At 69.2% G+C, this 21,847-nt stretch carries 21 protein-coding genes, 1 tRNA gene and 1 pseudogene; 11 read left to right on the top strand and 12 right to left on the bottom strand.

The genetic code is table 11. The features are described from left to right. Positions 1 to 27: 27 nt before the first annotated feature. The 7 genes from xseA to QE454_RS11095 are packed head-to-tail and all read left to right on the top strand — an operon-like array spanning position 28 to position 6,520. Positions 28 to 1,422 (top strand): exodeoxyribonuclease VII large subunit, encoded by a 1,395-nt coding sequence (gene xseA / locus QE454_RS11125; protein WP_307455434.1) that lies wholly within the window; start codon positions 28 to 30, stop codon positions 1,420 to 1,422. Between the two features lie 10 nt (positions 1,423 to 1,432). After that, positions 1,433 to 1,660, top strand: coding sequence for an exodeoxyribonuclease VII small subunit (locus QE454_RS11120; RefSeq protein ID WP_210074251.1), 228 nt, complete (start codon positions 1,433 to 1,435; stop codon positions 1,658 to 1,660). Then, entirely contained in the window at positions 1,660 to 2,292 is a 633-nt protein-coding gene (locus QE454_RS11115) for a DUF4245 family protein (RefSeq protein ID WP_210074250.1), read from the top strand. The genes QE454_RS11120 and QE454_RS11115 overlap by 1 nt, the downstream gene beginning before the upstream one ends. Continuing rightward, a complete protein-coding gene (locus QE454_RS11110; RefSeq protein ID WP_373458863.1) occupies positions 2,289 to 2,975 on the top strand; it encodes a carbonic anhydrase in 687 nt (228 codons plus the stop codon). Before QE454_RS11115 ends, QE454_RS11110 begins: the two co-directional genes overlap by 4 nt. A 32-nt stretch (positions 2,976 to 3,007) precedes the next feature. Beyond that, the gene (locus tag QE454_RS11105; protein WP_307455438.1) at positions 3,008 to 4,402 is read left to right on the top strand and encodes a class II fumarate hydratase; all 1,395 of its coding nucleotides are present in this window, start codon (positions 3,008 to 3,010) and stop codon (positions 4,400 to 4,402) included. A gap of 49 nt (positions 4,403 to 4,451) precedes the next feature. Beyond that, a complete protein-coding gene (locus QE454_RS11100) occupies positions 4,452 to 5,867 on the top strand; it encodes a cell wall metabolism sensor histidine kinase WalK (protein WP_307317533.1) in 1,416 nt (471 codons plus the stop codon). Next, a complete protein-coding gene (locus QE454_RS11095; RefSeq protein ID WP_210074244.1) occupies positions 5,864 to 6,520 on the top strand; it encodes a response regulator transcription factor in 657 nt (218 codons plus the stop codon). The genes QE454_RS11100 and QE454_RS11095 overlap by 4 nt, the downstream gene beginning before the upstream one ends. A 386-nt stretch (positions 6,521 to 6,906) precedes the next feature. Here QE454_RS11095 and QE454_RS11090 read toward each other — a convergent pair whose 3' ends face one another. Then, complete coding sequence (locus tag QE454_RS11090) at positions 6,907 to 8,268, bottom strand: PhoH family protein (protein ID WP_373458864.1); 1,362 nt, start codon at positions 8,266 to 8,268, stop codon at positions 6,907 to 6,909. Between the two features lie 104 nt (positions 8,269 to 8,372). Continuing rightward, entirely contained in the window at positions 8,373 to 9,248 is an 876-nt protein-coding gene (locus QE454_RS11085) for an isoprenyl transferase (RefSeq protein ID WP_309668792.1), read from the bottom strand. Positions 9,249 to 9,412: 164 nt separating this feature from the next. On the opposite strand from QE454_RS11085, the gene QE454_RS11080 reads away from it, so the two are divergent. Next, positions 9,413 to 10,105: a hemolysin III family protein gene (locus tag QE454_RS11080; protein ID WP_307461080.1), complete on the top strand. Its 693-nt coding sequence runs from the start codon at positions 9,413 to 9,415 to the stop codon at positions 10,103 to 10,105. Between the two features lie 88 nt (positions 10,106 to 10,193). Here the strand turns inward: QE454_RS11080 and QE454_RS11075 are convergent, their stop codons facing one another. Next, positions 10,194 to 10,469 carry a hypothetical protein gene (locus tag QE454_RS11075; protein WP_210074243.1) on the bottom strand — a complete coding sequence of 92 codons (276 nt, stop codon included), beginning with the start codon at positions 10,467 to 10,469 and terminating at the stop codon, positions 10,194 to 10,196. A gap of 63 nt (positions 10,470 to 10,532) precedes the next feature. Here QE454_RS11075 and QE454_RS11070 point away from each other — a divergent pair, with 63 nt between their 5' ends. Together QE454_RS11070 and greA are read left to right on the top strand one after the other, a co-directional pair. Next, a complete protein-coding gene (locus QE454_RS11070) occupies positions 10,533 to 10,928 on the top strand; it encodes a DUF4307 domain-containing protein (protein WP_267786838.1) in 396 nt (131 codons plus the stop codon). Positions 10,929 to 11,032: 104 nt separating this feature from the next. Further along, positions 11,033 to 11,524 (top strand): transcription elongation factor GreA, encoded by a 492-nt coding sequence (greA, locus tag QE454_RS11065; RefSeq protein ID WP_103210960.1) that lies wholly within the window; start codon positions 11,033 to 11,035, stop codon positions 11,522 to 11,524. A gap of 141 nt (positions 11,525 to 11,665) precedes the next feature. On the opposite strand, the gene ilvA is transcribed toward greA, so the two are convergent. Next, positions 11,666 to 12,895, bottom strand: a complete 1,230-nt coding sequence (gene ilvA, locus QE454_RS11060; RefSeq protein WP_307455441.1) for a threonine ammonia-lyase — start codon at positions 12,893 to 12,895, stop codon at positions 11,666 to 11,668. After that, a complete protein-coding gene (locus QE454_RS11055) occupies positions 12,892 to 14,082 on the bottom strand; it encodes an AI-2E family transporter (RefSeq protein ID WP_210074237.1) in 1,191 nt (396 codons plus the stop codon). The genes ilvA and QE454_RS11055 overlap by 4 nt, the downstream gene beginning before the upstream one ends. A gap of 40 nt (positions 14,083 to 14,122) precedes the next feature. Here QE454_RS11055 and QE454_RS11045 point away from each other — a divergent pair. Then, positions 14,123 to 15,396: pseudogene (locus QE454_RS11045) on the top strand (winged helix-turn-helix domain-containing protein). A gap of 39 nt (positions 15,397 to 15,435) precedes the next feature. Here QE454_RS11045 and QE454_RS11040 read toward each other — a convergent pair. From QE454_RS11040 to eno, 7 genes are all read right to left on the bottom strand, one after another. Then, positions 15,436 to 16,005: a LemA family protein gene (locus QE454_RS11040; RefSeq protein ID WP_115917600.1), complete on the bottom strand. Its 570-nt coding sequence runs from the start codon at positions 16,003 to 16,005 to the stop codon at positions 15,436 to 15,438. A 110-nt stretch (positions 16,006 to 16,115) separates the two neighbouring features. Beyond that, positions 16,116 to 16,188: transfer RNA gene (locus QE454_RS11035), tRNA-Leu, on the bottom strand. Positions 16,189 to 16,381: 193 nt separating this feature from the next. Further along, on the bottom strand, positions 16,382 to 17,773 hold the full coding sequence (locus QE454_RS11030; RefSeq protein ID WP_210074234.1) for an NAD(P)/FAD-dependent oxidoreductase: 1,392 nt from the start codon (positions 17,771 to 17,773) through the stop codon (positions 16,382 to 16,384). Positions 17,774 to 17,781: 8 nt separating this feature from the next. Then, complete coding sequence (locus QE454_RS11025; protein ID WP_210074232.1) at positions 17,782 to 19,137, bottom strand: S8 family serine peptidase; 1,356 nt, start codon at positions 19,135 to 19,137, stop codon at positions 17,782 to 17,784. Then, positions 19,134 to 19,652, bottom strand: a complete 519-nt coding sequence (locus tag QE454_RS11020; protein WP_210074231.1) for a DUF501 domain-containing protein — start codon at positions 19,650 to 19,652, stop codon at positions 19,134 to 19,136. Before QE454_RS11020 ends, QE454_RS11025 begins: the two co-directional genes overlap by 4 nt. A gap of 45 nt (positions 19,653 to 19,697) precedes the next feature. Beyond that, entirely contained in the window at positions 19,698 to 20,315 is a 618-nt protein-coding gene (locus QE454_RS11015; RefSeq protein WP_307455446.1) for a septum formation initiator family protein, read from the bottom strand. A 171-nt stretch (positions 20,316 to 20,486) separates the two neighbouring features. After that, positions 20,487 to 21,767, bottom strand: a complete 1,281-nt coding sequence (eno, locus tag QE454_RS11010) for a phosphopyruvate hydratase (RefSeq protein ID WP_210074229.1) — start codon at positions 21,765 to 21,767, stop codon at positions 20,487 to 20,489. Positions 21,768 to 21,847: the final 80 nt, after the last annotated feature.

The raw sequence follows: 21,847 nt of genomic DNA, 5'->3' as shown, positions 1-21,847 counted from the left end.
ACCGCCCACCTCGACCCTCCGGAGACCATGACTTCGTTTCAGCCCGAGACCATCGCGGGCCAGGCCCCGCCCGCCGACAGCGTCCACCCCCGCGACTCGAGCACCGACGCCCCCACGTCGGTGTCGCGACTGAACGACACGATCCGCGGCTTCATCGAGCGCTGGGGCTCGGTCTGGGTCGAGGGCGAGATCACCTCGTTCAACCGCCGCGGCGGCAACGTCTTCGGGCGCCTCAAAGACCTCGGCACCGAGTCGACGGTCGCTTTCCGCATCTGGTCGAGCACCCTCAACCGCTTGCCGAAAGACCTGAAGGTGGGCGACCACGTGGTCGCGTGCGTGAAGGCCGACTACTTCCCCCGCACCGGCGACTTCTCGTTCGCGATCTCGGCGATGCGGCACGTGGGGCTCGGAGAACAGCTCGAGCGCTTGGAGCGCCTCCGTGTCCAGCTGCGCTCCGAGGGCCTGTTCGACCCGGTGCGCAAGAAGAAGCTGCCGTTCCTCCCCCACTGCATCGGTCTCATCACGGGCGAGAACTCCGACGCCGAGAAGGACGTCCACCGAAACGCCGAGCTCCGCTGGCCTCGCGTGCGCTTTCGCACCCAGCACGCCGCCGTCCAGGGCGACCGGTGCGTCCCCGAGACCCTCGCGGCCCTGAAGATCCTGGATGCCGACCCCGAGGTCGACGTGATCGTGATCGCTCGCGGCGGCGGAGACCCGCAAACGCTGCTCGGTTTCAGCGACGAGCGCTTGCTGCGCGCGGTGGCCGCGGCATCCACTCCCGTCGTCAGCGCCATCGGGCACGAGAACGACCGGCCACTCCTCGACGAGGTCGCAGACGTGCGCGCCTCGACGCCCACCGACGCCGCCAAGCGCGTGGTGCCCGACGTGAGCGAGCAGCGGGCGCTCGTCTCGCAGCTGCGCGCCCGGCTCACGGGGCGTCTCACCCAACGCGTGCTGCACGACATCGCGCAGCTCGAGCAGATTCGTTCGCGACCGGCCCTGCGCCATCCCCATTCCCTGCTCACCTCCCGCGCCCAAGAGCTGTGGATGCTCTCGAACCGCGGGCGCGACATCGTCGACCGCCGCATCGAGGCCGAGCGGCGGCGCACGAGCGAACTGGGCGCGGGGTTGCGCGCGCTCTCGCCGCTGGCGACGCTCGCCCGCGGCTACGCGATCGCCCAGCTGCCCGACGGCTCGGTCCTGCGCGACGCGGCCCAGGCACCCGCCGGCACCGCCCTGCGACTCACGATCGAAGAAGGAACGCTGACCGCCCGCTCGGAGGGCGGAGTCCCCGACGCCGTCGCCCACGGAGCCGCGACCCGCAGCCGTGAGAGCGCGGAGCCGGCCGAATCATCGGCATCCGTCGATCGTCCGCTCGACGACGAGGCACCCGGCGACGGGGTGTCGGCGGGGCGCGCCTAGAATGGATGCCATGACCGCGACGACCCCCGGCCCCGCCGTCGACGTCGCGAACCTGTCGTTCGAGCAGGCCCGCGACGAACTCGTGCGCGTGGTCGCCGAGCTCGAGCAGGGCGCCCCGACCCTCGAAGAGTCGCTCGCACTGTGGGAACGCGGCGAGAAGCTCTACGCCCGCTGCGAGGAATGGCTGCTCGGCGCGAAGCGTCGCCTCGACGCCGCCCGCGGCGAGGGTGACGACTGATGGCTCGCGTCGTCGCCCACCTCGGCCGACCCGAGACCCCGCAAGAGGCGGCCGACCGCAAGGCCGAGTCCTCGCGTCGGTACCGATCCAGCAAGACCTTCCGCAATCTGATCGCGGCGCTCATCGTCACCGTCGGCGTGGTGCTGATCGTGGTCGCGGCCGTCCCTCGCGGCGAGCCGGCCCCCCGCCCCGAGATCGACGTCCCGGCCCTCGCATCCGAGATGCAGAGCGACCTGGGTCGACCGGTGCTCTCCCCCTCCCTCGGCGAAGGGTGGCGCGTCAACCAGGCGAGCACCGAGGGCGTCGGTGGCACCGAGGCGTGGACCATGGTCTACGTTCGCTCGGGCGAGAGCGGTTTCCTCCGCGTCGCGCAGGGTTTCGAGGCCGACGAGACGTGGGTCGCTCAGGTACTCGACGGCACCCGTAGCACCGAGACCACAGAGATCGACGGCATCACGTGGAACGTGTACCGCCCGTCGAATCCCTCCGGCACCGGGAACATCGACTATGCCCTCGCCACCCCGGCCGGGCCCGACTACGTGCTCGTCTACGGCGACGCCGCCCCCGAGACCGCAGCGTTGGCGGCCTCGTCCGTCACGTCTCAGATCGAGCAGTTGAGAGAGATCCCGTGAGCGAGCGCATGACTCCCCGTCAGGTCTGGCAGCAGATGGTGGAGGGCAACGAGCGCTTCGTCTCCGGCGCCCCCGCGCACCCGCGCCAAGACGTCGAACGTCGCACCGAGCTCGCGAGCTCGCAGCACCCGACGGCCGCACTCTTCGGGTGCTCCGACTCGCGCCTCGCGGCCGAGATCATCTTCGACGAGGGTCTCGGTGACCTCTTCGTCGTGCGAAACGCGGGCCAGGTCATCTCCGACTCGGTGATCGGCAGCCTCGAGTACGCCGTGGGCGTGCTGGAGGTTCCCCTCATCGTGGTGCTCGCGCACGACGCCTGCGGGGCGGTGGGCGCGGCGATCGAGAGCACGGGCGTCGACGCCCCGACCCTGCCCGCTTACATCTGGCGGCAGATCGCGCCCATCGTCCCGGCCGTGCGCCGCGTCCAGCGCGCCTCCGCCGTGGACGGCCACCTCCCCGACGTCGTCGACCCAGAACTCGTGGGCCGCGAGCACCTCCGTCACACGGTGGGCGAGTTGCTGCGCGCGTCCGAGCTGATCAGCGAGGCCGTGGCCGAGGGTCGTACCGCCGTCGTCGGCGCCAACTACCGCCTCGATGAGGGCGAAGCCTTCCCCGTCGTCATCGTGGGCGATGTCGACGACCCCCGCGTCGACGACCCTCGGGTCGAAGACGCCCGCATCTGACAACCGAACGAACGACCCGGAGGAACGACGACGTGACCGACATCGAGTACCGCATCGAACACGACACCATGGGTGAGGTGCGGGTACCCAAGGACGCCCTCTACGCCGCGCAGACGCAGCGCGCGGTCGAGAACTTCCCCATCTCGGGCTCGGGCCTCGAGTCGACGCAGATCGCCGCCCTCGCGCGCATCAAGAAGGCCGCCGCCCTCGCCAACAAAGAGCTCGGCACCCTCGACGGAGACATCGCGGACGCCATCGCCCAGGCCGCCGACGAGGTCATCACCGGCGCGCACGACGCACATTTCCCGGTCGACACCTACCAAACCGGCAGCGGAACCTCCTCGAACATGAACATGAACGAGGTGCTCGCGACGCTGGCCACCCGCATCCTCGGCGACACGGTCCACCCCAACGACCACGTCAACGCCTCGCAGTCGTCGAATGACGTCTTCCCCACCTCGGTGCACATCGCCGTCACCCAGGCGCTCATCACCGACCTCATCCCGGCGCTCCAGCACCTCTCGGCGGCGCTCGAGACCAAGGCCGAGGCGTGGAAGGGCATCGTGAAGTCGGGCCGCACCCACCTCATGGACGCCACCCCCGTCACCCTCGGCCAGGAGTTCGGCGGCTACGCCCGCCAGATGCGCCTCGGCATCGAGCGCGTCGAGGCCGTGCTCCCCCGCGTCGGCGAGGTCCCTCTCGGCGGCACGGCGGTCGGCACCGGCATCAACACGCCCCTCGGCTTCCCGCAGAAGGTCATCGAGCTGCTCGCGGCCGAGACCCAGCTGCCCATCACCGAGGCCGAGGACCACTTCGAGGCCCAGGCGAACCGCGACGGTCTCGTCGAGGCATCCGGCGCCCTCCGCACGATCGCGGTCTCGCTGACCAAGATCAACAACGACATCCGCTGGATGGGCTCCGGCCCCAACACCGGTCTGGGCGAGCTGCACATCCCCGACCTGCAGCCGGGCTCCTCGATCATGCCCGGCAAGGTCAACCCGGTCGTCCCCGAGGCGACGCTCATGGTGTGCGCGCGGGTCATCGGCAACGACGCGACCGTCGCGTGGGCGGGCGCCTCGGGCTCGTTCGAGCTCAACGTCGCCATCCCGGTGATGGGCACCGCGCTCCTGGAGTCCATCCGTCTGCTCTCGAACGCCATGCGGGTCCTCGCCGACAAGACCATCGACGGTCTCGAGGCCAACGTCGCGCGCGCCGAGGCGTTCGCGGGCATGTCCCCCTCGATCGTCACCCCGCTGAACAAGGTCATCGGTTACGAGGCCGCGGCGAAGATCGCGAAGCACGCGGTCGCCAAGGGCATCACGGTACGCGAGGCGGTCGTCGACCTCGGCTACGTCGAGCGCGGCGAGATCACCGAAGAGGTTCTCGACGCCAAACTCGACCTGCTGTCGATGACCCACCCGGGCTGATCACCCCCACCCGCACAACCACGACGCCGAGGCGCGCCATAATCAGAGGATGAGCCGCACGACGAGACCCGTCTCGACGCGCGTGCGCTTCCTCGGCGCGATCCTCGGCGTCGTGCTGCTCGGCATGATCATCGCCGGCGGCGTGACGTTCCTCGTGCAGAGCGAGCGCGTCGTGGCCAACGCCGAGCGCCAGCTCGACGGGTTCGTCTCGACCCTGTCGACGAGCAGCCAGGATGCCGCCACGCTCGTCGCCGCGGCCGTTCCCGGCCGGACCGACGGCACCGTGGCGCTCGACGGGGGTCGAGTACTCGCGACTACCCCGTCCCCACCGGGGCTGTCGATCGGCGACGACGCCGAGCTCGTGGCATCCCTCGCCGATGAGATCAGTCTCGGCAACGACCGGGGCCGCGTCGACAGCACCCACGGACCCGTGCTGTATGCCGCGGTGCAGACGCGAGACGGAGTCGCCGTCCAGGTCATCTCCATCGACCAGCGCATGGAACTGGTGACGCTCTCGACGCTCACCTACGGGGTCTCGGGGCTCGTGGTGCTGCTGCTGGTCGCCGTCGCCGGCTGGTTCGTCACGGGGCGCCTGTTCTCTCCCCTCCGGCGCCTGCGCGACACCACCGACGCCATCACCATCGACGACCTCGGCATGCGCTTGCGCGCACACGGCAACGATGAGATCTCCGACCTGACGACCTCGGTCAACTCGATGCTCGATCGACTGGCGATGTCCGTGGACGCGCAGCGGCAATTGCTCGACGACGTGCGGCACGAGCTGAAGACCCCCATCACGATCGTCCGGGGCCACCTCGAGATGATGGACCCGGCCGACCCCCACGACGTGACCGAGACGCGTGACCTCGGTATCGCCGAGCTCGACCGCCTCGCCCGGCTCGTCGACGACATCGACACCCTGGCCGATGTCGAGAGCGGAGCGCTCGAGGCCGCGGTCATCGATGTGGGAGCCCTCACCGACCGCGTCGCGGAACTCGCGGGCGCGATCCCGGGGCACACGTGGACCGTCGAGCAGCGCGCACGTGTGCGCATCCACGGCGACGCAGATCGCCTCGTGCAGGCCTGGCTGCAGCTCGCCGACAACGCGGCGAAGTACACCCCCGAGGGCACTCCGATCGAGATCGGCAGCACCGCCGACGACGTCACCGCGCACCTGTGGGTGCGCGATCACGGCCCCGGCATTCCCCCCGCCGCCCGCCACCGCGTGTTCCGCCGCTTCGACCGCCTGTCGACGGGGCGCGGGGTAGACGGGTCGGGGCTCGGGCTGTCGATCGTGGATGCCATCGCCAAGGCGCACGACGGGCACTGCACCGTCGGTGACACCCCCGGCGGCGGCGCGACGGTCGCCCTGCACATCCCCGTGACCGGGGCGCAGTCCCCCGCTGAGCTTCCGACGCCCGTGCGCGCCGGTGACGTCGTCATGCAGAGAGAGGCCACCGGATGACACGCATCCTCATCGCAGAAGACGAGGAACGCATCTCGGCGTTCGTCTCGAAGGGGCTGGAGGCCGCCGGGTATCAGACCCTCATCATCTCCGACGGCGCCGAGGCTCTCGACACCGCCCTGTCAGGCGACATCGACCTCGTCCTACTCGACGTCGGCCTACCGACGATGGACGGCTTCGAGGTGCTGCGGAGCCTGCGCGGGCAGGGCTCGCAGATCCCGGTCATCATGCTCACCGCCCGCACGAGCACGCGCGACACGGTCGACGGGCTCGACGCCGGCGCAAACGACTACGTCGCCAAGCCGTTCAAGTTCGACGAGCTCCTCGCCCGGGTGCGTTCGCGCATGCGAGAACCCGTCACCGTCGGCCCGATGACCGTGGCACACGGTGACGTCTCGCTCGATGTGCTCGCCCGGCGGGCCACCGTCGGCAGCCGGGAGATCGATCTCAGCGCGAGGGAGTTCTCCTTGGCCGAGGAGTTCATCCGCCATGCCGGTCAGGTGCTCAGCCGTGAGCAGCTCTTGAGCCGCGTGTGGGGAATGGACTTCGACCCCTCGTCGAACGTCGTCGACGTGTACGTGCGATATCTGAGGGCCAAGATCGGCCAATCCCATATCGTCACCGTGCGCGGCGCGGGTTATCGCTGGGAATGACGCGTACAACCCGAAAACCCCCGGCGGGGGAACCGGGGGTTTTGGGGAGACGCTCACTGTGGTCTTCCGACTCACCCGAAGAGCGGTGACCTGCAGGTGACGTTCTCGTGTTTTTCCTGGGGGAACCGCCGAGGCGGGTGACGAGGTCTCCCTCGTCGATGGCTCTACTCTGACGGGCCATCGTGAGAAGGCGGAGAGCCCAAAATGAGAACCCTCTCATCAAGGCGCCGGCGCCGCCGCACCCGGATGCGCTTGGTCGAACGATGCGTACCCCGCCGTTCTGAGCGCGAACGCAAACCGCCTCGGCCCGGGCGCGCCCGCGTCACTCCGACATCACGGAAGAGGGGCCGGGATGCCACGGCATCCCGGCCCCTCTTCCGTCACCGTTACGACAGCTCGCCCGCCTCCAGCAGCTCCGTCACGAGGGCGGCGATGGCCGAACGCTCGGACCGCGTGAGCGTCACGTGGCCGAAGAGGCCGTGACCCTTCAGCGTCTCGATCACCGAGGCGACACCGTCGTGCCGACCGACGCGCAGATTGTCGCGCTGCCCGACGTCATGCGTGAGCACCACGCGCGAGTTCTGGCCGATGCGGCTGAGCACGGTGAGCAGGACGTTCCGCTCGAGAGACTGCGCCTCGTCGACGATGACGAAAGCATCGTGCAACGAACGACCGCGGATATGCGTAAGCGGGAGAACCTCGAGCAGACCCCGCGCGAGCACCTCTTCGAGGACGTTGCCCGACACGACCGAGCCGAGGGTGTCGAAGACCGCCTGGCCCCAGGGACCCATCTTCTCGGCCTGATCGCCGGGAAGGTAACCCAGCTCCTGCCCGCCCACGGCGAACAGCGGTCGGAAGACGATGATCTTCTTCTGCTGCTGACGCTCCAGCACGGCCTCGAGGGCGGCGCACAGCGCCAACGCCGACTTGCCCGTACCGGCACGACCCCCGAGCGAGACGATGCCCACCTCGGGGTCGAGAAGCAGGTCGAGGGCGATGCGCTGCTCGGCGGACCGGCCGTGCAGTCCGAAGGCGTCGCGATCGCCGCGCACCAGGCGGTACTCCCCCTTGCCGGTGACACGGCCGAGCGCCGAGCCGCGCTCGGAGTGGATGACGAGTCCGGTGTTGATCGGCAGGCCCTTCACCACCTCGCTGACGCCGACCTCGGTCTCGTAGAGATCGGAGATCTCGTCGCCCGATAGATCGATCGACGCGATTCCGGTCCAACCGGAATCCATGGCCTGCTCGGCGAGATACTCCTCGGTACTCAGGCCGAGGGATGCCGCCTTCACCCGCATCGGGAGGTCCTTCGACACCACGGTGACCTCGGCGCCGTCCTGGGCGAGGTTCATCGCGACGGCCAGGATGCGGCTGTCGTTGCCACCCGTGCGCATGCCCGAGGGCAGTACCTGCTGGTCGGTGTTGTTCAGCTCGACGCGGAGGGTGCCACCGGTGCCGACAGGCACGGGGAAGTCCAGGCGGCCGTGCTCGATTCGGAGTTCGTCGAGGTGACGGAGCGCCTGGCGGGCGAAATACCCGATCTCGGGGTCGTGACGTTTTCCCTCGAGCTCGGTGATCACCACGACGGGGATCACCACCGAGTTCTCCGCGAAGCGGAAGAACGCCCGCGGATCGCTCAGCAGGACGGAGGTGTCCAGGACGTACGTGCGCAGGGCCTGATCGACTCCCGCTTCGGACTCGGTGCTCTCGACGACGTGATGCTGGTCGTACGGTGCTCGTGCAGTCACAACCCACTCCCGACCCGGGTGTTCACCCGGTTTTCACGAGTCGACCTGTGGGTCACGAGTCGCGATCCGAAGGTCGACTCGACCGGACTCCGTGTCCGATGAGATCACCGTACGGCCCGTCGACACCACCCGGGGTCGTTAACACACCGCGAAAGTGACGAGTTCGTAAACAGCATGTTCACGCCGATCCCGTCGTCGAGATCGTTTACTGTCCGAAGCGGGCGATCGCGCGCCGCGAAGTCGCGGATCGCGCGGAGGAAGTCCACCTCGCGCAGGTCGGGGCCGAGCGCCTCGACGAAGTAGAACTCCGAGTGCGCCGACTGCCAGAGCAGGAAGTCGCTGAGGCGCTGCTCACCGGAGGTGCGGATCACGAGGTCGGGATCGGCCTGTCCCCCCGTGTACAGGTGCTCCCCGATCTGCTCGGGCGTCAGGCTCGCGGCGAGTTCCTCGAGAGACCCGCCCGACTGGTCGTGCTTCGCGATGATCGAGCGCACGGCATCCACGATCTCGCTGCGCCCGCCATAGCCGACGGCGAGATTCACATGCAGTCCGTCGTGGCCGCGCGTGCGCTCCGTGGCCTCGTGCAGCACCTCGGCGAGCTCTTTGGGCAGCCCCTCGGCCCGGCCCACGTGCTTGACCCGCCAATTCGGCTCGTGCGACAGTTCGGCGGCGAGTTCGGCGATGATCTCGAGCAGATCCTGCAGCTCCTGGCTGTCGCGCTTGACCAGATTGTCGTTCGACAGCAGGTACAGCGACACGACCTCGATACCGAGGTCGTCGCACCAGCGGAGGAATTCGTGCATCTTCGCGGCGCCGGCCCGATGACCGTGCGCCGCGCTGTCGAAGCCCAGCTGACGCGCCCACCGGCGGTTGCCGTCGATCATCATGGCGACGTGGTGCGGCACGGTGGCCGGCATGCGACGGCGAAGGCGCGAGATGTAGAGACGGTAGAGCGGTCCCCGCCCCTCGTTCTTCCGCATGCGCGCCACGCGCCTACGCTACCGCGTCGAGGCTGCCTCGACCTCGGAAACGGGTCATCCTCCCTGGGGGAACGGTGAGCGGATTCCCCATGTTCCGCGCGAAGCATGCTCGCAGACGTAGGGTCGGAGTCGTGACGAGCTCGCCCCCCGCAGATGGCCCCGACATGCCCCAGCTCCCCCTTCTGGAAGCGGGCGCCGTGGGCGCGCAGGCCGATCTCAAGCCCACCTGGCGCGGCTGGATCCACGCCGCGACCTTCCCCGTCGCGATCGCCGCCGGCATCGTGCTGATCGCCCTGGCGCATGGGACCGCGGGCAAGTGGGCCGCAGCCGTGTTCATGGCCACGTCGATGCTGCTGTTCGGCAACTCGGCGCTGTACCACCGCTTCCATTGGAAGCCCCGGACCCTCGCGGTGCTCAAGCGCATCGACCACGCGAACATCCTGCTGCTGATCGCGGGGACCTACACGCCCCTCGCCGTGCTGGCTCTCCCGACCCAGAAGACCGTGCTGCTGCTGTCGATCGTGTGGGGCGGGGCGATCCTCGGCATCCTGTTCCGCGTCTTCTGGATCAACGCGCCGCGCTGGCTCTACGTCGCGCTCTATCTCGCGCTCGGATGGGCGGCCGTGATGTATCTGGGCGACCTGCTCGCGGCGAACGTCGCGATGATGGTGCTGGTCGTCGTGGGCGGCCTGCTCTACACCGGGGGTGCGATCGTCTACGCGCTCAAGAAGCCCAACCCCTGGCCCGGGCACTTCGGCTTCCACGAGATCTTCCACGTGTGCACCGTGCTGGCGTTTCTGTGCCACTGGACGGCGTGCCTGCTCATCGCTCTCGCTCCGGCGTACCACGGAGGCTGAACGACTCGACGCGGCTGCTCAGGCCCTCGGCACGACACGTCGGCGTCGGGCGATCGATACCGGATGCCGCCCCCCCCACGGCCGGTAGTCAGTTGCGGGGAGCGGCCGGGTCGATGTCCTGGTCGTCGGTCGTGGTGGCGTCCTGAGCCGCGCGCGCCTGTTCTTCGGCATCCAGTTCGGCGTTGACCTCTTCGCGGTAACGGCCGCGGCGGATGCGACGCAGCATGTCCCATACCAGGAGGAACACGGCGATGCCGATGAAAGCGATCGCGGCGAAGCCGAGCGGCCCGGGGGTGACGATCGATTCGTCGGGCGTGACGACCGGGGAGGGTGTGGTCGCGAGAGCGACGATCACGGAGTGCATGGAGTCCTTCGGTCCGGACGGAAGCGCGTAGCCTGGTACTCCAGCCTAAAGCCCGGGGAGACCATGACGACGCAAGCCCTGCTCGACGACCGGTACGGGCGTACACGTTCGCCCCGGCGACGCATCGTCGGCTGGGCGATCGTCGCGGTGCTCGCCCTCGGCGCCATCGGGTATCTCGGCTATACGACGTTCACGAACAGCGCCGCCTCGGTGACGGCCACCGACACCGGCTTCACCGTCATCGACGACAAGACCGTCTCGAGCAGCTTCCAGATCACCGCCCCCGTGGGGGAACCGGTCGCGTGCGCCCTCGAGGCCCGCGACGAGGACCACGGCACCGTGGGCTGGAGGGTGGTGCAGTACCCGGCATCCGATGACGCATCTCGCGCCTTCACGGAAACGATTCCGACCCTGTCGTTGGCGACCACAGGTTTTGTCAACGCCTGTTGGGTGCCGTAAACTCGCGGGATCACGACGCGCCCCGGCTCGATGCCGGGGCGTTCGACATATCCCCCGCCGACGGCTGCAGACACCGCCGTCAGCGCCCCGACGAAGGAGTACCCGTGTCCAACGACGCTCAGGTGACGTTCCTCACGCAAGACGCCTACGACCGCCTCCACAGCGAGCTGGAGCACCTCTCGACCACGGGTCGCGAAGAGATCGCGAAGCGCATCGAGGCCGCGCGCGAAGAGGGCGACCTCAAGGAGAACGGCGGTTACCACGCCGCGAAAGACGAGCAGGGCAAGCAAGAGGCGCGCATCCGCACCCTCCAGGCTCTCTTGAAAGACGCCAAGGTCGGCGAGGCCCCCGAGAGCCACGGCGTGGTCGAGTCGGGCACCGTCGTCACGGCGATCGTCGCCGGCGGCGAAGAGAAGTTCCTGCTCGGCAACCGCGAGATCGCGGCCAACTCCGAGCTCGACGTCTACAGCGAGGCCTCGCCTCTCGGCACGGCCGTCATGGGCCTCAAAGAGGGCGACAAGGGCTCGTACACCGCGCCCAACGGGAAAGAGATCCAGGTCGAGGTCGTCAAGGTCGAGACCTACTCGGGTCAGTAACCCGCCTTCGTTCACGAGCCGCTCCCCCGCTGCCGGGGTGGGCGGCTCGCGGTGTTTCCGGACCGCCGCGGCCGGGGCCGTGCGGGGCGTGCGACCACGCTGTACGCGCCTCGACCGCCTCCCGGTCGAGGCCCTGACGCGTCAGTTCGGAACGACGGTGGCGATGAACCCGGCGTTCTCGAGCGTCGCGATCACCAGCGCCCGATGCTCCTCACCGCGTGTCTCGACGCTGAGCTGGAGAATGACCTCGCTGATCTGCAGACCCTGTCCGTGGCGGGTGTGCAGCACCTCGATGACGTTCGCGCCGACGCCTGCGAGCAGCTCCGCTACCCGGGCGAGCTGGCCCGGGCGGTCGGGCAGCGGGATCCGCAGCGACATGTAGCGACCGGATGCCGAGAGCCCGTGCGCCACGACCCGCTGCAGCAGGAGGGGGTCGATGTTGCCGCCCGAGAGGATCGTCACCGTGGGGCCGCTGGCCTTCACCTTGCCGGCGAGGATCGCCGCCACGCCCACGGCTCCGGCGGGCTCGACGACCTGTTTGGCGCGCTCGAGGAGCACGAGCAGCGCGCGGGCGATGTCGTCCTCGGTGACGGTCACGACCTCGTCGACGTACTGGCGGATGAGTTCGAACGGCAGGTCGCCGGGGCGGGCGACCGCGATGCCGTCGGCGATCGTCGGGGTGGTCTCGACCTGCATCGGATACCCGGCGGCGAGCGACGAGGGGTAGGCGGCGGAGTTGTGCGCCTGCACGCCGATGATGCGCACCGCTCGCCCCTCGGCTGCGGCGCGCGCCTTCACGGCGGCGGCGACTCCCGCGGCGAGCCCTCCCCCGCCGATACCGACGATGACCGTCTCGAGATCGGGCATGTCCTCGACGAGCTCGAGGCCCAGGGTTCCCTGCCCCACGACGATGTCGCGGTGGTCGAAGGGGTGGATGAGCACGGCACCCGTGCGCTCGGCGAACTCGGCGGCGAGGCGCAGCGGCGTCTCGACGGTCGCGCCCTCGAGGATCACCTCGGCACCGTATCCGCGCGTGGCGAGGAGCTTGGGGACCGGAACACCCAGGGGCATGAAGATCGTGGCTGCGATACCGAGCTGCTGCGCGGCCAGCGCCACGCCCTGCGCGTGATTACCCGCGGACGCTGCGACGACCCCGCGCGCCCGCTCCTCCTCGGTGAGGCGAGACAGGCGGTAGGTCGCTCCGCGGATCTTGAACGATCCGGTGCGCTGCAGGTTCTCGAGCTTGAGGTTGACCGGCACACCGAGGAGCTCGGTCAGGTGCAGCGACTCGTCGAGGGGCGTTCGCGTGATGATGCCGCGCAGGTTCTGCGCGGCATCCTCGAACTCGGCCAGGGTGGGAGTGTCGTTCATGATCTCCTTCCGCGCTCGCGCGGGACGGTCCGCCAGATCAGATCCGGGGATGCCAGGGTCTCACCGTCGCGCTTCCACGCTTTCGTGCTGAGGTAGACGGCGACGACGTTGACGAATGCGGCGAGGGGCACCGCGAACAGGGCGCCGGCGATGCCGCCGATCATCGCGCCTCCTGCGACGACGAGCACCACCGCGAGAGGGTGCACCTTGACGGCCGAGCCCATCAGGATCGGGTGGAGCACATGGCTCTCGAACTGCTGTACCCCGAGGACGACGATGAGCATGAACAGGGCGATGAGCGGGCCGTTGTAGACGAGGGCGATGAAGACCGCGAGCGCCCCGGTCGCGACCGCGCCGACGAACGGGATGAACGCGCCGAGGAAGACGAGCACACCGATCGGGATCGACAGGGGCACGCCGAGCAGGAAGGCGCCGAGACCGATGCCGATCGCGTCGATCGTCGCGACGAGCAGTTGGGTGCGGGCGTAGCTCTTGATGGTCCGCCAGCCGGCGCGACCTGCACCGTCGACCGCTGGTCGAGCGGCGCGCGGGAAGAGGCGCGTCGTCCACCGCCAGATGCCGCCCCCGTCGGCGAGCAGGCACAGCAGGATGAAGAGCGTCAACAGCACGCCGGTCGCGACGTGCCCGATGGTGGAGCCGATCGTGAGGGCCCCGGTCCAGATGACCTCGCCCTGCTGCTGCAGGAAGGTCCCCGCCCGCGTGAGCCCGTCGTCGATCTGCTGAGCGCTCAGGTGCAGGGGGCCGCTGATCAAGTACTCGCGGAATTGCTGGACGGATGCCTCGGTCTGCTTGCGCACCGACCCGAACTGCCGCGAGATCTGCCACACGGCGACCCACACCAGACCCGCGATGATCGCGAGCGTGCCCAGCACCGTGACGATGATGGCGAGCCACTTCGGCCAGCGGTGCCGCAGCAGGAAAGAGAACCCGGGCCACACCAGTGCCGAGATCAGCACGGCGACCAGCAGCGGGATCACCAGGAGCTTCAGCTGGATGACGACGAAGATCACCACCGCGAGCGCCGCGGCGATCACCAGCAACCGCCACGCGTACGCCGTCGCCTGCCGCAGACCCGGTGGGACGGGCGGCTGCAGGTCACTCGACACGGTGCGCCGTTTGAGGGCGTCGAGGAAGGACCCTCGCTCGTCGGGGCCGGTTCCGCTCATCCCGCCAGCCTACCGCCGCGCCGACTGCGCTCTGGCGGCGATGTCGGAGGGTGTGGGTACGGTGAAACGCATGACCACGACGCTCCGCCGCGCCGACGCTCGCCGCATCGCCCTGGCAGCTCAGGGCTTCGCCCGGCCGCGCCCCGCCACGGTGGGAACGCGTCAGATCACCGGTGCGCTGCAGCGCATGCGCATCCTGCAGATCGACTCCGTCAACGTCTTCTCCCGCTCGCACTACATGCCCCTGTTCGCGCGACTGGGCCCCTACGACCCCGCACTGCTCGACAAGCTCGCCTTCTCGCGCAGGCCGAAATGGGTCGAATCCTGGGCGCACGTGGCATCCCTCGTCTCGGTCGACGACTGGCCTCTGCTGCAGTTCCGTCGCGACGAGCTCCGGGCCAAGTACGAGAGCGCGACGCGTGGGCCGAAGCGAACCAGCCTCTTCTGCGGTGGTTGCGCGACGAGCTGGCCGACCGCGGTCCACTCCGTCCCGCCGAGATCGAACACGACGCCCGCAGCGGTTCTCGCGGCTCCTGGTGGGGGTGGGACGACGTCAAGAACGGCCTGGAGCGCCTTTGGTTGTTCGGCGATGTCGCCATCGCCGGCCGACGCGGCTTCGAGCGGCGCTACGCCCTCGTCTCCGATGTCCTTCCACCGGCCGCGCTCGAGACCTCCGTTCCCCGCGCCGAGGCGATCAGAGAGCTCGTGCGTCGCGCCGCCATCGCGTACGGCGTCGCCACGGCGGCCGACCTCGCCGACTACTGGCGCATCCGCGATCGACCGGCGGTGATGGCCGGCATCCACGATCTGGTCGACGCCGGCGAACTCATCCCCGTCTCCGTCGAGGGCTGGCAGGTCGCCGGTCGACCGGCCAAGGCATGGCTGCACCGCGACGCCGCCCGGCCGCGCAAGGTCGATGCCGCAGCCATCCTCACCCCGTTCGATCCCGTGGTGTGGTTCCGCGACCGCGCCGAGCGGCTGTTCGACTTCGACTACCGCATCGAGATCTACACCCCCGCGCCGCAACGCCGCTTCGGCTACTACTCGCTGCCCGTCCTCGTGGGAGACGACGTCGTGGGACGCATCGATCTCAAGGCCGACCGCGTGTCGCGCGCTCTGCGCGTTCAGTCCGCGTGGTGGGAGCGCGGGGCGCCGTCGAACGCCGCCGAGCGCGTCGCCGCAGAGCTGCTCACGGCGGCGCGCTGGCAGGGCCTCGACCGCGTCACGGTCTCGCGGTGGGGCGACGCGGCGGAAGATCTGGCCGGGGCCCTGCGCGCCGAGCGGCACGAACACCCCGACGGTCGCGTCAACTGAAACGCGCCCCCTCTGCCGAAGCGGAGGGGGCGCGTTGACTCAGAACTGCACGCGTGGCGGTTCGGCGATCGCTGCGCCGTCGATGACCTCGAAGAACTCCCGCTCGTGGAAGCCGAGCTGACGCGCGAAGAGGTTGTTCGGGAACACCTTGATCTTGGTGTTCAGCTCGCGTACGCCGCCGTTGTAGAACCGGCGCGATGCCTGGATCTTGTCCTCGGTGTCGACGATCGAGTGCTGGAGCTGCAGGAAGTTCTGGCTCGCCTGGAGCTGCGGGTACGCCTCGGCGACCGCGAACAGCGACTTCAGCGCCTGCTGCATGTGTCCTTCAGCGACACCGGCTTCGGCGGGGCTCTGCGCCGACAGCGTCTCGGCCCGAGCGCGCGTGACGTTCTCGAACACGGCCTTCTCGTGCGCGGCGTAGCCCTTCACCGTCTCGATCAAGTTCGGCAGCAGGTCGGCGCGGCGTTTGAGCTGGACCGTGATGTCGCTCCACGCCTCGTCGACGCGCACATTGAGCGCGACGAGGCTGTTGTAGGTGGCCCACAGGTAGATGCCAGCGATGACCAGAATGCCGACGATCACGATGACCGGTACGAGCCACTCCCACATAAGTCCCCACACTCCGTTCGGAAGATTGCCCTCCAGTGTAACGGCGGGTCGCGCCGCGTTACGGGTGGAGACAGGTACTCCCAGGCGATGCGCACGCAGGAGGAGAGGGGTACCCCCGGTGGGACTCGAACCCACACTGAAGCGATTTTAAGTCGCCTGCCTCTGCCATTGGGCTACGGGGGCCCGTGCCCTCCACCGTATCGCGGGTGTCGCCCGCTGACCGTCGACCGTCCCGCGGAGATCAGCGACGACACGTCGACTGCGGATGCCGACACCCGGCCTCGTGGTCCCGGACTCCGCACGACGGCACATGACGCCCCGCGAACGCCGAGACCCCCGCACCCGGAAGGGCGCGAGGGTCTCGGAACGAACAGTCTTACTTGGCCGCGACGGGCTCGGCCTTCTTCTCGGCCGGAGCTGCGGGCGTCTCGGCGGCGGGGGCTGCCGGACGCGGGCGAGCGGCGAACTCCTCGAACGCGGCGCGGGGCTTCTGCACGGCCTCGAGCGACACGACCTCGCGGCCGTGGACGAAGTTCTGCATCCAGTCGCCGATCACGCGGAACTTGCGCTCCCACGTGGGCATGGCGAGACCGTGGTAGCCGCGGTGTGCGAACCAGGCGATCAGACCGGTCAGGGCGATGTTGCCAGACTGGAACGCGCCGTTGTACAGACCCAGGCCGGCGACGGCGCCGAGGTTCTTGTGGTTGTACTCCTTGGGCTCCTCGCCGCGGAGCACGGCCACGAGGTTCTTCGCCATGAGCTTGCCCTGGCGGACCGCGTGCTGGGCGTTCGGAACGCAGAAGCCGCCCACGCCGCCACCCGACAGATCGGGCACGGCCGATACGTCACCGGCGGCCCAGGCTCCCTCGACGATCTCTTCATCGGTACCGACACGCAGGTCGGGGCGGGTGCGGATGCGACCGCGCTCCTCGACGGGCAGGTCGCTGCCGCGGACGACCGTGGGGTTGGCCATGACGCCGGCGGTCCAGATGATCAGGTCGGTCGGCAGGTTCTCCCCCGTCGACAGCTCGACGACGCCATCGACGGCACCCTTGACCTGCGTGTCGAGGTGCACGAAGGCACCCTTCTTCGCGAGGTCAGCGAGAACCCACTCGCTCGTCTTCTGCGAGACCTCGGGCATGATGCGGCCCATGGCTTCGATGAGGTGGAAGTGCGTGTCATCGAATGCCAGCGTCGGGTACTGCTTGAGCAGCGAAGACGCGTAGGCGCGAAGCTCGGCGAAGACCTCGATACCGGCGAAGCCGCCACCGACGACGACGACGGTCAGCAGACGGTCGCGCTCGGGACCGGCGGGAAGGACCGACGCCTTGTCGAAGTTCGACGTGAGGCGGTCACGGATCGCAACGGCCTCTTCGATGGTCTTGAGCCCGATCGCGTTGTCGGCGATGCCGGGGATCGGGAAGGTGCGCGAGACGGCACCGGCGGTGACGACGATGTGGTCGTAGCTCTGCTCGAAGGTGTCGTCACCGGCGATCGGCGTGATCGTCGCGGTCTTGGTCGCGTGCGAGATGCCCGTGACCTTGCCCGCGATGACCGTGGTGCGCTTGAGGTGGCGGCGGAGGCCGACCACGACGTGGCGGGGCTCGATCTCGCCCGCAGCGACCTCGGGGAGGAAGGGCTGGTACGTCATGTACGGCAGCGGGTCGACGAGCGTGACTTCGGCCTCGCCTCGGCCGAGCAGCTTCTCGAGCTTCCAGGCGGTGTAGAAACCTGCATAGCCCCCACCGACGATGAGGATTCTGGGCACGTTTGTGGTCACGATGTGAGGGACTCCTCGTTTGTGGTGCGGCTCGGCTCGCGGGAGGTGCGCGCCTGTCGGATTCGCCGGGCAGCAGCAGTGACACCGAGCGCAATCATTATAGCGGCCAGTGTGGCAGCACCGAGCGGCAGCGACCCGTAGAGCACGCTATCGCGAGACGGCAGCAGGGGCGAGCCCGCAGCGGGCGCCGCCTCGACGGGCGGGAGCGGCGGGATGACCACCGGCGTCGAGGTCGGCTCGGGCGAGGGCTGCGAATCCGCACGTCGATAGAGACGGATCCATTCCTTCAAGCTCCCGAGCGGGTTCTCCGATACGGTCTCGACCCGCGCCGACACCGCGGCCGCGGCATCCACCAGGCCGTAGCCGTACAGCTTGTCGGGACGAGCCGACGCGCCGGCAGCCGGCTTCGCCGTCTGGATCAGGCGGTTCAGGACGTTGTTGGCATCCATTCCGGGATGCGCGGCGCGAACGAGGGCCGCGATACCGGCGACGATGGGAGCCGCGCCGCTCGTACCGTTCCACTGCACCAGCGAACCGTCCGCCGAGACGCCGATGAGCCGCTCGCTCGGGGCGGAGAGACCGATCGTGATGCCCTGGGTCGACGCGTCATTGCTCGCCGCGCCGGTCGGGTCGACGCCGCCGACGGCCAGCACGCCGGGGATGGTAGCCGGGGCCCCCACGCGGTCGGTGCCGCTCCCCCGGTTGCCGGCGGCCACCACGATCACCACGTCATGGTCGAAGGCGTACTCGAAAGCCGTGTCCCAGCTGGTGTCCCAGTCGAGAGTGTTCGTCGTCAACGACATGTTGATGACGGTCGCACCGTTGTCGACCGCCCAGCGGATGGCATCCGCGATCTGGTCCGTGAAGGGTTTCGCGCTCGAGGCTCCGAAGCCGACCGAGATCGACAACAGTTCGGCCTCGGGCGCGACGCCGATCATGCCGCGGCCGTTGCCGGTCCCGCGGGCTGCGGCAAGCGAGCCCACCCAGCTGCCGTGGTTGGCGTCGACCGCCCCCACCGGGGTGCGTCCATCGGAGGCCCCCACGCCCGACACGTCGGTTCCGCCGACGACCGCCCCGTTGAACTCGGCGGGACCGCGTCCGATACCGGTGTCGATGACCGCGATCTTCTGGCCGGCGCCGCGGGTGGTCTTCCATGCCTCGCGCACGCCGTACTGGTCGATCCAGTACTCGCCGGCACGGACCGAGTCCGTGGGATCCTCCGGCACGGGGTTCGTCGGCGCCTGGGGCGAGGCCGATGCGGGAACCGTCGTGGCCATCGCGGGCATCGCCGTCGCGCCGGACAACAGCGTCATCACGATGACGGATGCCACGGCGGCGGCGGCGCGCTTCATCCGCCGGTCCCGGGGCTTTCGCACTGGCACCGCTCGGGCGACCAGGTGCCGCGCGCGAGGGCGCGGTCGCCGATCGGGTTGACGCCGGGGCCCGCGGCCAGCGCGTGACCCGCGAGAGCGTGCAGGCACTTCACGCGCGTGGGCATGCCCCCGGCCGAGATGCCGGCGATCTCCTCGGGCTCGCCGTAGGCGGCGCGGTCGCGGAGGTACGCCTCGTGCGCCGCGAGGTACTGCTGCTGCAGCTCTTCGTCCTCGGCGAGCTCGTCCGAGAACTCCTTCATGACGTGGCCCGCCTCGAGCACCGACATCGCGGCAGTGGCGGCGGGGTGGGTGAGGTAGTAGAAGGTGGGGAACGGACTGCCGTCGTCGAGCCGCGGCGAGGTCGCCACCACCGTCGGATTGCCGCACACGCAGCGCGCAGCGATTCCCACGACTCCGCGCGGGACACGGCCGAGCTGGGATCGAAGCACGGCCACGTCGGCGTCGGAGGCGGGAGGGAGCGTTGCGGTAGTCATCGCCTCCAGGGTACCCGGCGTCTCCGACAGCCCGCCGAGCCCGCGTCAGCCCGCCGGTGCGTCCGGCGCGGGCGTCGGGTCGGGAACGCCAACCGTGACATCGGGAACCGCAACGGGTGTCGCCGCCGACGATGTGAGCGAGCGCACGAGCTGCGCCATCCAGTCGGTGCGGGTCTGGCCCACGTCGCCGCTGACGTCGTCCTGCTCCTGAGGGGTTGCTGAGGCCGGTAGGTCGTTGTCGATCAGGTAGACGACCTCGCCGGGAAAGGTGTAGCCGAGGCGCTCGCGCGCCTGCGTACGGATGTACGCAGGGTCGGACCACCGATCGCGCTGGGTCTGCAGATCGGCGACCTCGGACTGGCTCAACTGCACGGCACTGCGGAGCGCCTGGATCTGCTGACGCTGGTCCATGTAGGTGCCCACGGTCGGCACGAGCACGAAGGTGCCCAGCACCACGAGCCCGAGCATGATCACGACGAAACCCGAGATGCGGACGCGTCCGAGCCACTCGCGCACGTCGACGCGGCGTTCCTCGACGGTCGGCCGGGCCGAGGAGCGCATCGGTCGGGTCGACGTCTTCGGCGCGCTCTTCGAGGTCTTCTTCGCCGTCTTCGGGGCCTCGGATGCCACGGGGCGTCGAGGAGGCAGTGTCGGTCGCTGCACGGCATCCCTTCCCTCGTCACCCGGATCGGATCTCGAACCGCAGGCGATTCTACGTCGCGGCGATAAGGGCTCCCGGGGACGCGCCGGGGGCTCGGCGTCCGCTCAGTCAAAAGGGCGCGGAACGACGAAGAGGGGGAGCCGGCCGGCTCCCCCTCTTCGTGTGTCAGACGATCAGCCCTTGAAACGGGGGAACGCCGAGCGGCCCGCGAAGACCGCGGCGTCGCCGAGGTCTTCCTCGATGCGGAGCAGCTGGTTGTACTTGGCGACGCGCTCGCTGCGCGCGGGGGCGCCGGTCTTGATCTGGCCGGCGTTGACGGCGACGGCGAGGTCGGCGATCGTGGTGTCTTCGGTCTCGCCCGAGCGGTGCGACAGCATCGAGGTGTAGCCCGAGCGGGTCGCCAGCGAGATGGCATCGAGCGTCTCGGACAGCGTGCCGATCTGGTTCACCTTGACCAGCAGCGAGTTGGCGACGCCGAGGTCGATGCCCTGCTGCAGGCGCTTCGGGTTGGTGACGAACAGGTCGTCGCCGACGAGCTGCACCTTGGAGCCGATGGCATCCGTCAGCTTCTTCCAGCCGTCCCAGTCGTCCTCGGCGAGGGCGTCTTCGATGGTGACGATCGGGAAGTTCGCGACGAGATCGGCGAAGTAGTCGACGAGAGTGTCGACGCTCCACTCCTTGCCCTCGACCGTGTAGACGCCGTCCTTGTAGAACTCGGTCGCGGCGACGTCGAGGCCGACGGCGATGTCCTTGCCCGGGGTGAAGCCGGCCTTCTCGATCGCGCGGATCAGGAAGTCGAGGCCCTCGCGGTTGCTGGGCAGGTCGGGGGCGAAGCCGCCCTCGTCGCCGAGCCCGGTGTTGTACCCCGCGGACTTCAGTTCGCCCTTGAGGACGTGGTAGACCTCGGTACCCCAGCGGAGGGACTCGCCATACGTCTCGGCTCCGATGGGGGCCAGGAAGAACTCCTGGAAGTCGATGCCGTTGTCGGCGTGCTCGCCACCGTTGATGACGTTGAACAGCGGAACGGGCAGCAGGTGCGCGTTGGGACCGCCCAGGTAGCGGAACAGGGGAAGGTCGGCGCTGTCGGCGGCGGCCTTGGCGACGGCCAGCGAGACGCCCAGGATGGCGTTGGCGCCGGTGCGCGACTTGTTCTCGGTGCCGTCGGTCTCGATGAGGATCTCGTCGATGATGCGCTGCTCGCTGGCCTCGACGCCCTCGATGGCGGGGCCGAGCTCGTCGACGACCGCGGCGACGGCCTTGAGGACGCCCTTGCCGCTGTAACGGCTCTTGTCGCCGTCGCGCAGCTCGTAGGCCTCGAACGCTCCGGTGGACGCGCCGGAGGGGACAGCGGCCCGCTGGACGATTCCGTCGTCGAGGAGCACCTCCACCTCGACGGTCGGGTTACCGCGCGAATCCAGAATCTCGCGCGCGTTGACAGCCTCGATAAGTGCCACGAAGGACTCCTCGTTGGTTCTTGAGTGGGAGGGGGCGGAGCGACATCGGTCCGTGGTCGAGTCTAGTGACCGGCTCCGAC

The sequence above is a fragment of the Microbacterium sp. SORGH_AS_0454 genome (genome assembly GCF_031453395.1).
Lineage (GTDB): Bacteria > Actinomycetota > Actinomycetes > Actinomycetales > Microbacteriaceae > Microbacterium.
The sequence above is the reverse complement of the archived record's forward strand: the minus strand, read 5'-3'. Positions and strand labels throughout refer to the sequence as shown.